This window comes from Arthrobacter sp. MOO21, assembly GCF_057369995.2.
This window is the reverse complement of the sequence record NZ_CM170671.2, coordinates 4,393,272-4,406,462: the sequence shown is the minus strand read 5'-3', so window position 1 is coordinate 4,406,462 and position 13,191 is coordinate 4,393,272. Positions and strand designations below refer to the sequence as shown.

General features: G+C 67.2%; 13 protein-coding genes and 1 tRNA gene. 11 read left to right on the top strand and 3 right to left on the bottom strand.

Going from position 1 to position 13,191, the window contains the following annotated elements; all coding sequences use genetic code 11:
• Positions 1-100 precede the first annotated feature (100 nt).
• From AC2JAJ_RS20490 to AC2JAJ_RS20465, 6 genes are all read left to right on the top strand, one after another.
• Positions 101-1,303: a pseudouridine synthase gene (locus AC2JAJ_RS20490; RefSeq protein ID WP_473692789.1), complete on the top strand. Its 1,203-nt coding sequence runs from the start codon at positions 101-103 to the stop codon at positions 1,301-1,303.
• Between the two features lie 3 nt (positions 1,304-1,306).
• Positions 1,307-2,416, top strand: coding sequence for a prephenate dehydrogenase (locus tag AC2JAJ_RS20485; RefSeq protein WP_221387466.1), 1,110 nt, complete (start codon positions 1,307-1,309; stop codon positions 2,414-2,416).
• Positions 2,416-3,129 carry a (d)CMP kinase gene (gene cmk / locus AC2JAJ_RS20480; protein WP_486414720.1) on the top strand — a complete coding sequence of 238 codons (714 nt, stop codon included), beginning with the start codon at positions 2,416-2,418 and terminating at the stop codon, positions 3,127-3,129. The genes AC2JAJ_RS20485 and cmk overlap by 1 nt, the downstream gene beginning before the upstream one ends.
• Positions 3,122-3,838 carry a lysophospholipid acyltransferase family protein gene (locus tag AC2JAJ_RS20475; protein ID WP_486414721.1) on the top strand — a complete coding sequence of 239 codons (717 nt, stop codon included), beginning with the start codon at positions 3,122-3,124 and terminating at the stop codon, positions 3,836-3,838. The genes cmk and AC2JAJ_RS20475 overlap by 8 nt, the downstream gene beginning before the upstream one ends.
• A gap of 10 nt (positions 3,839-3,848) precedes the next feature.
• Complete coding sequence (gene der / locus AC2JAJ_RS20470) at positions 3,849-5,399, top strand: ribosome biogenesis GTPase Der (protein WP_221387469.1); 1,551 nt, start codon at positions 3,849-3,851, stop codon at positions 5,397-5,399.
• Between the two features lie 159 nt (positions 5,400-5,558).
• A tRNA-Pro gene (locus AC2JAJ_RS20465) sits at positions 5,559-5,635 on the top strand.
• A 121-nt stretch (positions 5,636-5,756) separates the two neighbouring features.
• Here AC2JAJ_RS20465 and AC2JAJ_RS20460 read toward each other — a convergent pair.
• Both AC2JAJ_RS20460 and AC2JAJ_RS20455 read right to left on the bottom strand, forming a co-directional pair.
• A complete protein-coding gene (locus AC2JAJ_RS20460; protein ID WP_486414722.1) occupies positions 5,757-7,613 on the bottom strand; it encodes a polysaccharide deacetylase family protein in 1,857 nt (618 codons plus the stop codon).
• A gap of 282 nt (positions 7,614-7,895) precedes the next feature.
• The gene (locus tag AC2JAJ_RS20455; RefSeq protein WP_486414723.1) at positions 7,896-8,765 is read right to left on the bottom strand and encodes an Fpg/Nei family DNA glycosylase; all 870 of its coding nucleotides are present in this window, start codon (positions 8,763-8,765) and stop codon (positions 7,896-7,898) included.
• A 166-nt stretch (positions 8,766-8,931) separates the two neighbouring features.
• Here AC2JAJ_RS20455 and gcvH point away from each other — a divergent pair, with 166 nt between their 5' ends.
• The 5 genes from gcvH to AC2JAJ_RS20430 all read left to right on the top strand — a co-directional run bounded on the left by gcvH (position 8,932) and on the right by AC2JAJ_RS20430 (position 12,015).
• Positions 8,932-9,318 carry a glycine cleavage system protein GcvH gene (gene gcvH / locus AC2JAJ_RS20450; RefSeq protein WP_221387471.1) on the top strand — a complete coding sequence of 129 codons (387 nt, stop codon included), beginning with the start codon at positions 8,932-8,934 and terminating at the stop codon, positions 9,316-9,318.
• Positions 9,319-9,472: 154 nt separating this feature from the next.
• A complete protein-coding gene (locus AC2JAJ_RS20445; RefSeq protein WP_221387472.1) occupies positions 9,473-9,949 on the top strand; it encodes an FHA domain-containing protein in 477 nt (158 codons plus the stop codon).
• Positions 9,950-9,972: 23 nt separating this feature from the next.
• The gene (gene ftsR, locus AC2JAJ_RS20440; RefSeq protein ID WP_221387473.1) at positions 9,973-10,689 is read left to right on the top strand and encodes a transcriptional regulator FtsR; all 717 of its coding nucleotides are present in this window, start codon (positions 9,973-9,975) and stop codon (positions 10,687-10,689) included.
• The gene (locus AC2JAJ_RS20435; RefSeq protein WP_221387474.1) at positions 10,689-11,192 is read left to right on the top strand and encodes a bifunctional nuclease family protein; all 504 of its coding nucleotides are present in this window, start codon (positions 10,689-10,691) and stop codon (positions 11,190-11,192) included. The genes ftsR and AC2JAJ_RS20435 overlap by 1 nt, the downstream gene beginning before the upstream one ends.
• A 229-nt stretch (positions 11,193-11,421) precedes the next feature.
• Positions 11,422-12,015, top strand: a complete 594-nt coding sequence (locus tag AC2JAJ_RS20430) for a MerR family transcriptional regulator (RefSeq protein WP_018763528.1) — start codon at positions 11,422-11,424, stop codon at positions 12,013-12,015.
• Between the two features lie 71 nt (positions 12,016-12,086).
• Here AC2JAJ_RS20430 and AC2JAJ_RS20425 read toward each other — a convergent pair whose 3' ends face one another.
• Positions 12,087-12,905: a ParA family protein gene (locus tag AC2JAJ_RS20425; RefSeq protein ID WP_486414724.1), complete on the bottom strand. Its 819-nt coding sequence runs from the start codon at positions 12,903-12,905 to the stop codon at positions 12,087-12,089.
• Between the last annotated feature and the right edge of the window lie 286 nt (positions 12,906-13,191).

Sequence of the window (13,191 nt, the reverse complement as noted above, 5' to 3'; positions counted from 1 at the left end):
TCCTGCCTGCGCGAATATTTTTATCAGGGCAGACTAAATCTGCGCGGCTGGCTAGGGTTGTCTTTGGACATCGTGCCGGCCAATACATTAAGGACGGGTCATGACACAGGCGGGACGCCAGGGTTCACCACGTAACGGTTCGGGACGCAGCGGCAAGGAACGCGGTTCCCAGCAGCGCAGCCCACAGGGCGGAAACTTCAGCGGGGGATCCCGCAGCGGCGCGGGCAAGCGCGCCTCCGGATTCGGCGGCGACCGGCCGCACCGCGCGCCCAAGCCGCGCGAGGAACGCTTCGTCGACCCCGATCTCGGTGGCCAGCCCGCCCACGGAACGGAGGCCTCCAAGCCGGCCAAGCCGTCGTCGCGCAAGCCCGCAGCCCGCAAGCCCGGAGCCAAGAAGGCGCCCGGAACCCCCGGCGCGCCCAAGCCCAAGCCGCGCACCGGTGCCCCCGGCGCGGCAGCCTCCCGTGCCTTCGGCAGTGAACGCTTCGGCCAGAACCTGGGCCCGGTCCGCAAGCCCGGACGGAAGAAGGGCCCGCGCGGCAACGTTCCCCAGTCCGAACTCCATGATGCCGACGGCGTTCGCCTCCAGAAGGTGATGGCCTCGGCGGGAGTCGCGTCCCGGCGCGTCTGCGAGGAAATGATTGCCGAAGGCCGCGTGGAGGTGGACGGCCAGGTGGTCACCGAACTCGGCGTCCGCGTGGACCCCAAGACCGCGGTGATCCACGTCGACGGGCTGCGGATCCAGCTGGACGAAAACCTGGTCTACATGGTGTTCAACAAGCCCAAGGGCGTTGTTTCCACCATGGAGGACCCCGAGGGCCGCCCCTGCATCAGCGACTTCCTCAAGAGCAACAAGAACACCGGCGAACGGCTTTTCCACGTGGGCCGCCTGGACGTCGCCACCGAAGGCCTGCTGCTGCTGACCAACGACGGCGAACTGGCCAACCGGCTCACCCACCCGTCCTACGAGGTTCCCAAGACCTACCTGGTCCAGGTCCGTGGGCCGTTCCCGCAGGGCATCGGTGCGCAGTTGAAGGCAGGCGTTGAACTCGAGGATGGCATGGCTGCCGTCGACTCCTTCCGGCTGGTGGACTCCACGCCCGGACATGTCCTGATCGAGGTCGTGCTCCACTCTGGCAAGAACCGCATCGTCCGCCGCCTCTTCGACGCCGTCGGCTTCCCGGTCCAGCGGCTGGTCAGGGTCAAGGTCGGTCCCATCGGCCTGGGAGACCAGCGCCAGGGCAGCATCCGCAACCTGGGCAAGCAGGAAGTCGGGCATCTGCTGGCATCCGTAGGACTCTGACCAATGTCGGCATTCCACAGCCACGGCCGCGGACACCTGAGCGGACCGGTGGTGGTCATCGGCACGGGACTGCTTGGCACCAGCATCGGGCTGGGCCTGCGCGGCCGCGGCGTCCCGGTGTTCCTCTCCGACCCCTCACCGACCAACCAGGCAGTGGCCGTTGATATCGGGGCGGGGCGCCCCCTGGCCGAACTGGGCGATGCCACGCCTGAGCTGGTGGTCGTCGCGGCGCCGCCGGACGTCACCGCCCACGTGGTGCACCAGGCCCTGGAGACATACCCCGAAGCGGTAGTGGTGGACATCGCCAGCGTCAAGGCCGGCATCCAGTCCAGGCTCCGCAACGTGGGGGCCGACCTGTCCCGCTACGTCGGAACCCACCCCATGGCGGGGCGGGAAAAGTCCGGCCCGGTGGCAGCGCGCGGCGAACTGTTCACCTCCATGCCCTGGGTAGTCTGCCCCTCGGAGGAGACATCGGCGCATGCCCTGCAGGTGGCACGGTCGCTGGCCTCCGACCTGGGCGCCGTTGTTTCCCAGTTCACGGCCGACGAACATGACGAAGCCGTCGCCCTGGTCTCGCACCTGCCGCAGGTGATGGCATCGCTGCTGGCAAGCCGGTTGCAGGGTACGCCGCTGCACGCGCTGTCCCTCGCCGGCAACGGTCTGCGGGACACCACCAGGATCGCCGCCAGCGATCCCACCCTGTGGGTGCAGATCCTGGGCGGGAACGCTGCCAAGGTGGTCGAAATCCTCTACGGCGTCCGCGAGGACCTGAACCGGCTGATCGGAACACTGGAACACCCCACCGCGCCCGGAGCGCGGCTGGACCTTGCCCAGCTGATCAGCGAGGGCAACGCCGGCCAGGCGCGGATTCCGGGCAAGCACGGCGGACCGCCGCAGGCGTACTCATGGCTTACCGTGCTCGTGGACGACAGGCCCGGGCAGATCGCTCAGCTGCTCACCGAAATAGGTGAAATCGGCGTGAATGTTGAAGACCTCCGCCTGGACCATTCGTCCGGGCAGAACGTGGGCATGGTGGAATTGTCAGTGTTGCCCAACAAGCACGACCACCTGATCGAAGCACTTAACGACCGCGGATGGCGGGTACTCCAGTAATGACACAGGAACTTCTCGACACACTGCCCGCGCTCCGCGTCGGACGGCCACTGGTGGTTGCCATCGACGGGCCATCCGGCTCCGGCAAGTCCAGCGTCAGCAAGGAAGTGGCCCGCAGGCTGCGGCTCGCCTACCTGGACACGGGTGCAATGTACCGCGCCCTCACGTGGCACTGCGTCACCAACGGCATCGACCTCGAGGATGGCGCGGCGGTGGAGCAGGCTTCCCGGGACCTGGTCCTGGAACTGAGCACCAGCCCCAATGAGGAATTCGTTCGGGTGGACGGGGTGGACGTCACCGACGCCATCCGCGAACCCGCCATCTCCTCGGCCGTCAGCTCCGTCGCCACCACCCTCGGCGCCCGGACCGAACTCATCCGGCGCCAGCGCGAGCTGATCGAAAAGCACCACCGCCGCATGGTGGTGGAAGGCAGGGACATCACTACCGTCGTCGCGCCCGGCGCCGAGGTGCGGATGCTCCTGACCGCCAGCGAGGAAGCGCGCCTGCGGCGCCGGGGCATCCAGCTGGGCGGAACGCAGAATGCCGAGCAACTCGCGGCGCAGGTCACCCGCCGGGATGCCAGGGATTCCACCGTGGTCAACTTCACGCAGGCCGCGTCCGGCGTGGTGACGCTGGACTCCTCCGACCTCAACTTCGAACAGACCGTGGACGCCGCCCTCGTGATAGTGACCAAGGTCCTCAACCGTGACTGACGGGAGGGCTGGCGTGCCGTCCGGCCTGACCCTGGCATGGAGCAGGCCCGTGGGCTGGATCCTGGACCATCTGGTCTACCGGGCCTCGGTGACGGGCAAGAGCCACGTCCCTACCGGGGGGCCGGTGATCTTCGCGGCCAACCACATCAGTTTCCTCGATGGCCCCGTGATGTTCGGGGCGGCGCCGCGGCCCATGCACATCCTGGTCAAACAGGAAATGTTCAAGGGCTTCCTGGGGCGCGTGCTGACAGCGTCCGGCCAACTTCCGGTGGACCGCAGCGGGGACCGTGCCGCGCTGCAGCGCTGCAGGGAAGTGCTCGACGCCGGCCGGTGCGTGGGGATTCTCCCTGAAGGAACGCGGGGGAGCGGCGCGGCCGCGGACATCAACGGCGGCGTGGCTTGGCTCGCGCTGAACTCAGGGGCGCCGGTGGTGCCGGTCGCCATCCTGGGCACCCGGACCGGCCATGAGCACCTCGACTCAGTGCCGCGGCCGGGGCGGCGGTTCTACGTCAGCTTCGGTGGGGCCCTCACCCTGTCCCGCCGGGCCGGCGAAAGCGGCCGTGCTTCAATGGACAGGGCGGCGCAGGAGATCCGGGCAGCGCTCGCGGGGCACGTCCAGGACACCGTACAACTCAGCGGGCAGCCCCTGCCCTTCGCTGAACATCAAGACTTGACAGCAGTAGCCGGGACGCCGGCAGATGACCACTAAGGACAGTGCAATGAGCGACACCACCCAGACTTCGGGATATCCCGGCGCGGACGACGACGAATACACTCCCAGCGGCGCCGACCAGGTTGCAGAACGGCTGGCAGCCATCGACGACGACGAAGCGGAGCTGCGCGCGGCCTCCCTCCGGGCCGGGCTGGAGGACTACGACCTCGATGAGGACGACGCCGCCCTGCTGAGCGGAGAGTACGGCGACGAGGAGTTCGAAGGCCCCGTCAAACTGGACCCCGTGCTGGCCATCATCGGCCGGCCGAACGTGGGGAAGTCGACCCTGGTGAACCGCATCCTGGGCCGCCGCGAAGCCGTGGTGGAGGACACCCCCGGGGTCACCCGTGACCGCGTCATGTACTCGGCCAACTGGAACGGCCGCAACTTCACGCTGGTGGACACCGGCGGCTGGGAACACGACGCCCGCGGCATCCACGCCCGCGTGGCCGAGCAGGCTGAGATGGCCGTGGAGCTCGCTGACGCCGTGCTCTTTGTGGTGGACTCGGCCGTCGGGGCAACCGCCACGGACGAAGCCGTGATGAAGATGCTGCGCCGCAGCAAGAAGCCGGTCATCCTGGTCGCCAACAAGGTGGACGACTTCGCGCAGGAAGCGGACTCGGCCGTCCTCTGGGGCCTCGGCTTCGGCGAGCCGTACCCTGTTTCGGCGCTGCACGGCCGCGGCGTGGCCGACCTGCTGGACAAGGTCATGGACGTGCTGCCGGAATTTTCCACCATCGAGGGCACTGACCGTTCCGGCGGTCCGCGACGCATCGCCCTGATCGGCCGCCCGAACGTGGGCAAGTCCTCGCTGCTGAACAAGCTGGCCGGCTCCGAGCGCGTGGTGGTGGACAACACCGCCGGCACCACCCGTGACCCGGTGGACGAGTTCATCGAACTCGGCGGCCGTACCTGGCGCTTCGTTGACACGGCAGGCATCCGCCGCCGCCAACACATGGCGCAGGGCGCCGACTACTACGCCTCGCTGCGGACCCAGGCCGCCCTCGAAAAGGCGGAGGTCGCCGTCGTGCTCCTCGCTGTGGACGAGGTCCTGAGCGAGCAGGACGTCCGTATCCTGCAGCTTGCCATCGAGTCCGGCAGGGCGCTCGTCCTGGCCTTCAACAAATGGGACCTGCTCGACGACGAACGGCGCCGCTACCTCGAACGTGAGATCGAGCAGGACCTGGCCCACGTGGACTGGGCTCCGCGCGTGAACATTTCGGCAAAGACGGGCTGGCACAAGGACAGGCTGGTTCCCGCCCTGGACCTGGCCCTGGAGAACTGGGACAAGCGCATCGCCACCGGACGCCTCAACGCCTTCCTGGGCGAGCTCGTGGCCGCGCACCCACACCCGGTCCGCGGCGGCAAGCAGCCGCGCATCCTCTTCGGCACGCAGGCCTCCAGCCGCCCGCCGAAGTTCGTGCTGTTCACCACCGGGTTCCTGGACCCGGGGTACCGCCGGTTCATCACCCGCCGGCTGCGTGAGACCTTCGGCTTCGAAGGCACGCCCATCGAGGTCAGCATGCGCGTGCGGGAAAAGCGCGGCCGGAAGCGCTGATCCCGGTGTTGTCTTCGACACGTTGGGACTGAAATCCGGAAAGTGTCATTCGCACCGCTCCGGATCGTGTAAGCTCTTCTAGGTGGTTCAGCCGGACTGCTGATGGAAATCCTCGGAGAAATCCGTGGGTGGAAGTTCAGCGGAGAACGGCGGAACCAGCGGGCTGTAGCGCAGCTTGGTAGCGCACTTGACTGGGGGTCAAGGGGTCGCAGGTTCAAATCCTGTCAGCCCGACCATAAAGCCGCGGAAACTTCAGGGTTTCCGCGGCTTTTTCTTTGCGCTGATGTTTATTGAACCAGCCGGCGAATAACCATTCTTTCCCAGGGGCACCACACGGTGCCCACCTTGGGGGACCTGCTAGCCGAGGGCGGCGTCGAGGGTGACGAAACCGTAGCCTGCCGCCCGGAGCTGGGAGATCACCTGTGGGAGGGCCGCGGCGTCGAGCGTAGAGCCGTCGTCGGGGTTCGAGCCGAGGTGCATCAGGACGATCTCCCCGGGCTGCGCCGACGCCATGACGCGCTGGACGATGAAGCCCGGTCCGCGCGTTCCGTTCATGGTGCCTTGCCAGCCCAGGGTGTCGACGGTCCACCGGATCGCCGCGTAGCCGGCGGCGTTGACGTCCGCGATCGTGCGGGAATCGCGGGCGCCGAACGGGAAGCGGAAGAACGGGAGCGGCTCGCCTCCAGCGGCCTCGATGGTCCTCTGTGCACTGCTGATCTCGGCCGCGATCCGGGTATCGGTCAGCGTGGTGAAGTCCGGATGGGTCATGGAGTGATTGCCGATCCGATGCCCCGAGTTATAAATCAGCGCCGGGTCCGAGGGGAACTGGTTCACCCAGTCTCCGGTGAGGAAGAAGGTGCCTGGGACGCCGTTGGCTGCCAGGGTGCTCAGGATCGACCGGAGGCCGGCGTCGTTGGCGCCGGCGTCGAACGTGAGCGCGACAACCTTCTGCGTGGTCGGAATGCGCTCGAGGTCCACGCCCAGGAGCCCCGCCGGGACGCTGGTGTAGATGACCTCGGTCCTGCCACTGGCCGCGTGCCACAGGATCGAACCGTGCTGGAAATCGTTCCGGCGCCCACCCGTGATGCCGTACTCGCCGCTGGTCGGGTAGCCGAGCCGGCTGCGCTCCCAACCGAGGGCCGCCCACTGGGCCCGGATGGCTCCATACACCTCGTGGGCTCCCGTGGCAGGCGACCAGTAGATCGACGAGCCGGTGTTCATGCCGCTGAAGTGGTTGTAGCGGCCGACCCCGTCGGGGGTGCCGGTCTCGTCCGTCACGGGGAACCCGAGCACGCCGGACGGGCCGCCGAGCTCCAGATAGCGTCCGCGGATGGCCCCGTGCACCTCGTGTGCCCAGGTGCCGGCGCTCCAGTAGATCGATCCGCCGGCGAAGTCGTTGTACCGGCCGGCGGCGCCCGGCGTGGCGGTCTCGTCCGTCACGGGGAACCCGAGCACGCCGGACGGGCCGCCGAGCTCCAGATAGCGTCCGCGGATGGCCCCGTGCACCTCGTGTGCCCCCGTGCCGGTGCTCCAGTAGATCGATCCGCCGGCGAAGTCGTTGTACCGGCCGGCGGCGCCCGGCGTGGCGGTCTCGTCCGTTACGGGGAAGCCCAGGAAGCCGCCCGGTCCGCCCAGTGCGAGGTAGCGTCCGCGGATGGCCCCATGCACTTCGTGGACCCAGGTGCCGGTGCTCCAGTAGAGCGATCCTCCGGCGAAGTCGTTGTACCGGCCGGCGGCGCCCGGCGTGGCGGTCTCGTCGGTGAGCGGGAAGCCCAGGAAGCCGCCCGGTCCGCCGAGTGCGAGGTAGCGTCCGCGGATGGCCCCATGCACTTCGTGGACCCAGGTGCCGGTGCTCCAGTAGAGCGATCCTCCGGCGAAGTCGTTGTACCGGCCGGCGGCGCCCGGCGTGGCGGTCTCGTCGGTGAGCGGGAAGCCCAGGAAGCCGCCCGGTCCGCCGAGTGCGAGGTAGCGTCCGCGGATGGCCCCATGCACCTCGTGCGCCCCGGTGCCCGCGCTCCAATAGATCGTGCCGCCGGTATAGTCCTGGGCGCGGCCGCCGGCGATGTCGTACGCGCTGCCTACTGGCGTGCCGAGGAACGATGCGCTGCCGCCGAGCTGCTCATAGTGCTCGTCGATCGCGTCGTCGCCGGCCTGCCCGACCGCCATCGACGCCGGGACAATCCGCTGTGCGGCCACCGCTGATGCGGCGGCCATGGGCGGTCCTAAGGCCGTTCCCCCGAGACCACCGGTGAGGGCGAGGACGAGGGTCAAGGTCATTCCAAGGATGGCCGGTCGGGACGGGCGCATTGTGACCCCTTAGTGCTGATTGGGAACTACGAGCCGTGGTCACGACGCTACGCCCCCCGGGAGTGCCAGGGCAGGACCGGAAGTCCCGAATCGCAATCCGATCACCCGCGACGGAATCCCGACAGGCCCGGACATCCCCATCTTGCTGCTTCCCCGGCAGTCGGGGGGAGCTTCTGACGCGGGATCCTCTTACTTTAAGAACTTCGAAGTCCTGCGGTCAGCCAGGATCTTGCCCTTGGTCTGGCAGGTGGGACAGTACTGCAGGGCCGTGTCCGCGAAGGAGACTTCCCGTACCGTGTCGCCGCAGACGGGGCAGGGCTGGCCTGTACGGGCGTGCACCCGCATATGGCTGCGTTTCACATCCTTGAGGTCCTTGGGCGGCTTGCCCGCCGCCTCTGCCAGGGCTTCGCCCAGCACGCTGTGGATCGCGTCGTACAGCACCTGGACCGTCTCCCGGTCAAGGGACTTTGCAGTGGCGAAGGGGGAGATCCGGGCCGCGTGCAGGATTTCGTCACTGTAGGCATTCCCAATGCCGGCGATGACACTCTGGCTGCGCAGGAGGCCCTTGATCTGTTGTGAACTGCCGGCCAGGATCTCAGCGAGCATGTCGGCGTCGAACGCCTCGGTAAAAGGATCGGGGCCCAGCGTGGCGATGCCCGGCACCTCCTGCGGATCCCGCACCACGTAGACCGCCAGGCTCTTTTTGGTGCCTGCTTCCGTCAGGTCAAGGCCCCGCGGCCCCTCCGGGCCGGAGAACGCACAGCGGACCGCGATGAGGCCCTTGCCCATCCGGAGCTGGCTGTCCGCAGGGGACTCGGTGAACCGCACCCAGCCCGCCCGCGCCAGGTGGAACACCAGGGAAACGCCGTCGGTGTCGATGCTGATGAACTTTCCGAACCTCCGGACACCGGACACCGTCCGGCCCTCAACCGCGGTGAAGGGCGGGTCGGCCGTCTTGAGCACGGCGAAGGAGGTGATCTGCAGTTTCGTCACCGTGCAGCCCCGCAGCTGTGCGTCAAGGAACGCGGCCAGGCCGGCGACTTCAGGCAGTTCCGGCATGGCCTACCTGCCCTGTCCCAAAGATGCTGCACCTGCGCTTGCACTCATGGGTCCCATCTTGTCAGAAACCCGGGTGGTGGCCGGGGCACTTGTGCCTATACTTTCAGCGGCGGCCCGATCACCGGGGGCCGCCGTGACGTTGGTGTACCCCGATGAAAGGCCCCCCATGAGCAACATTCCCGAAGACCTGTCCTACACCGCCGAACATGAGTGGGTGTCGGCCCCCAATGCCGACGGCGTGGTCCGGGTGGGAATCACCGACTTCGCCCAGGATGCGCTTGGAGATGTTGTCTACGCCCAGATGCCCGAGGCCGGCACGAAGATTACGGCAAACGAAGTCGTGGGTGAGGTGGAGTCGACCAAGAGCGTCAGCGACATCTACGCACCCGTCAGTGGCGAAGTAGTGGCCCGCAACGACTCCCTGGACACCGATTCGGCCCTGATCAACACCGATCCATACGGTGACGGCTGGCTCATCGAGGTCAAACTGGCCGAACCTGACGCCGTTGAGTCGTTGCTCAGTGCATCGGAGTACGAACAACAGGTAGGCTAAAGCTAACCGGTATTTCCGGTCCGGCCCCGCGTCGCAGGCAGGACGTCTTCGCACGTCAGCGGCCGGATGGGGGAGCCGGGGCCGGACCTGCCAGGGCCGGAGCGTAAACGTTGGCTGCAGGCCTGGAACCTGCAGCGTCGAAGAGGAGGAATCCATGGCTGGCCACACACACAACCCTGCCGATGGGGATTACGGCGCGGGTGCGGCTAAGGCGTCGGAGACCACCTCGATCCATCTCACCCCGGTCACCGATGAACCCACCATTGCGCCGAAGCTGTCCTTCGATGAGCGCAACTCGGTTGAGGCCCTGCCGGCCGGCTCTGCGCTGCTCGTGGCGCACAGCGGCCCGAACGCCGGCGCCCGCTTCCTGCTCGACTCGGACGTGACCACGGCAGGCCGGCACCCTGACGCGGACATCTTCCTGGATGACGTGACGGTTTCCCGCCGCCACGTCGAGTTCCACCGCACCGCCCGCAGCTTCGAGGTCGTTGACAAAAACAGCCTCAACGGCACCTACGTCAACCACGACCGTGTGGACCGGGTGGAGTTGAAGTCCGGCAGCGAAGTCCAGATCGGCAAGTTCCGCCTCACCTTCTACCTGAGCCCTGCCACAGCTGCAGGCCGCGGCTGATCCGGGGACCGCTGCCTGTGGCAATGGCACAACCGGAACGCCGGGGCCCCCAGGTCCTGAACATCGGCGAAGTCCTCGCCCAGCTCAGCGCGGACTTCCCCGGCATGACAGCGTCGAAAATCCGGTTCCTGGAAGAGAAGGGCCTGATCAATCCGCGGCGCACCCCGGCGGGTTACCGGCAGTATTCCGACGGCGACGTCGAGCGGCTGCGCTTCGTGCTGGCCCTGCAGCGCGACCAATACCTGCCCCTGAAGGTCATCAAGGACTACCTTGATGCCATCGACAGGGGAGAGCGGCCGGATAACCTGCCGCCCGGCGTCGTGGTTTCCCCGCGCATCGTTTCGGACGAGCTCGCCGCTGAGCTGCAGAACCGTGGGCGAAAGCTGACCGAGGAACAGTTGCGGACGGAATCCGGTGCCAGCGTGCCCCTGCTCCAGTCGCTCCTGAGCTTCGGACTCATCAGCCACAGCAACGGCCAGTTCGATGAACACGCCCTGCAGGTGGCGCGCGCGTGCGTCCAATTGGAAAGCCACGGCCTGGAGCCGCGGCACCTTCGCCCTTTCCAGGCGGCGGCCGAACGGGAATTCGGCCTGGTGGAACGAGCCGTGGCACCGCTTGCCTCGCGCAAGGACGCGGCATCGCAGGCACGGGCAGCCGAGGCTGCCCGTGAAATCAGCGACCTCTGCCTCACCCTGCACAGGGCCCTGGTGCAGGACCACATCTCACGCATGGACATCTGATGATTGAAGTCGAGATCGTAGGCGTTCGCATCGAACTGCCCTCCAACCAGCCCCTGGTCCTGCTCAAGGAGATGCATGGGGAACGCCACGTCCCCATTTGGATCGGCACCCCCGAGGCCAGCGCCATCGCCCTCGCCCAGCAGGGCGTGGTCCCGCCCCGGCCGATGACCCACGACCTCCTCGTCGACGTCGTGGAGTCCCTTGGCCACTCCGTTGTCAGCGTGAACATCGTTGCCGTGGAGGACAACATCTTTTACGGGCAGCTGCAGTTCGAAAACGGAACCACAGTGAGCTCCCGCGCTTCCGATGCCCTAGCCATCGCGCTTCGCGCCAAATGCCGGATCTGGTGTGCCGACGCCGTGATGGATGAGGCCGGGGTCCGCATCACCGAACACGATGAGGGAGAAGACGCCGAGCCCGGCCCCACGGTGGACGAGGAGCGCGAACTGCGCCGCTTCCGGGAGTTCCTCGACGACGTCGAGCCCGAGGATTTCGACGGCTAGGTCACGTTAAGGTTAAAGTCGAGGCTCAAAGTTTCGACACGCCCCTTCGAAGGGCCCAACATCTTTGACCTCGGGGGCCGCCGGGCCTAACGTCGAAGTATCAAGTTCCCTTGCCTACGGCAGCCGCGCAAGTCACACTGGAAAGTGCGCCCCGCGAGAATCACACGCATGGTCTTCATGCCAAGTCTGCTGCACTGGTTATCGGGAGCGTACGACAAGGAGGATCCACGTGAGTCCCAAAGGCGAAGCAGGCGGGCTGAAGCAGCCCACGGCTGGTGTTGCTGTGCCCGTGAGCGGTGCCCAGGGCCTCCTGTTTACCGAGGACCTCCCGGTGCTGGATGAGGACGCCGGCTACCGAGGGCCCACGGCCTGCAAGGCCGCGGGCATTACTTATCGCCAGCTCGACTACTGGGCGCGGACCGGGCTGGTGGAGCCGGCTGTCCGTGGCGCGGCAGGATCGGGGTCGCAGCGACTGTACGGCTTCCGCGACATCCTTGTCCTGAAAGTGGTCAAGCGGCTCCTGGACACCGGAGTTTCCCTGCAGCAGATCCGCACCGCCGTAGAGCACCTGCGTGAACGCGGGGTGGAGGACCTGGCCCAGATTACCCTGATGAGCGACGGCGCCAGCGTCTACGAATGCACGTCTGCCGACGAGGTTATCGACCTCGTGCAGGGCGGACAGGGCGTCTTCGGCATTGCCGTGGGCCGCGTGTGGCGGGAAGTGGAAGGCAGCCTCGCCTCCCTGCCCAGCGAGCACGCCGCCGAGCAGTCCTTCCCCGACGACGAACTCAGCAAGCGCCGCGCCGCACGCAAGATCAGCTAAGACCTTAGGAACAGCAGAAGGGGCCGCTCTCCATGGAGGGCGGCCCCTTCTGCGCTGGTAGGGTGGCCGTCTTACCGGGTTCGGCTCCGCAGACCGCTGCCTGCCGACATCAGGTTGGCCAGCAGGTCGTCGAACAGTCCGGCAGCGGATTTGGCGGAGTCGCCGGGCCAGTGGTGGACCGGGTGTGCTGCGCCCTGGATCTGCTGCCAGTTGGCCTGTTCCGGGATCCGCGGGCTGAGCAGGAGTTCGCCGAACATGGATTCCATCTCGGCCAGGCGGTACGTGTGCTCCGACGAGCCGGACCGGACCCGGTTGGCCACGATCCCGGCGGGGGAGAGATTTGGTGCGAACTCCTGCTTGAACAGCTGGATGGCCCGCATGGTCCGCTCCGTGCCGGCCACGGAGAACAGCCCGGGCTCGGCCACCAGGGCCACCTTGTCACTGGCCGCCCACGCCATGCGTGTCAGGCCGTTCAGCGACGGCGGGCAGTCCACCAGGACCAGCTGGTAGGCGTCGGCGCCGGCCAGGACCGCGGAAAGCCTGCGGAGGTCGCGGCGGCCCAGGTCCGGCCGGTCGTAGATGCCCGTGTAGGCGGAGCCGACGGCGACATCCAGCACCGCGGGCCCCGAGCCGTTGGTGCGGGCCCGGTCCGTCCAGGAGCTGCGCACGACGTTCTCGGCAAGTTTCGCGCGGCGGGGGTTCTTCAGCATCCGCCCGACATCCAGCTGGTCGCCCGGCTGGACGCCGAGGGCGGTGGTGGCGTCGGCGTGCGGATCAAGGTCCACCACCAGCGTGCGGATTCCCGCGGCCAGCGCCGCAGACGCCAATCCCGTGGTGACGGAAGTCTTGCCGACTCCACCCTTAAGGCTGCTGATGCTGACTACTTGCACTTGAGAGACCAAAACCTAACGCCGGAAGCAGTGTTGGGAGTAATGTTTGCTGCGGCAGAGCCGAAGCCGGACGGTCCTGCCGCCCTACTCATCATATGTTGATGCGTCGGCGAATCCTGCTTAATCGGACGTCGGCACGGCACCGACTGTGCTGCCGGGGCGGATTCCGCCAGCCAGGCTGTAAGCGTTCGTGACATGACGGGGAAATCTGTGATGGTTGACACAAAGATTTGTGTTTGTCCTTGTAGGTCCTAGACACTGTGACCACTCACCGATCCACCCAGCA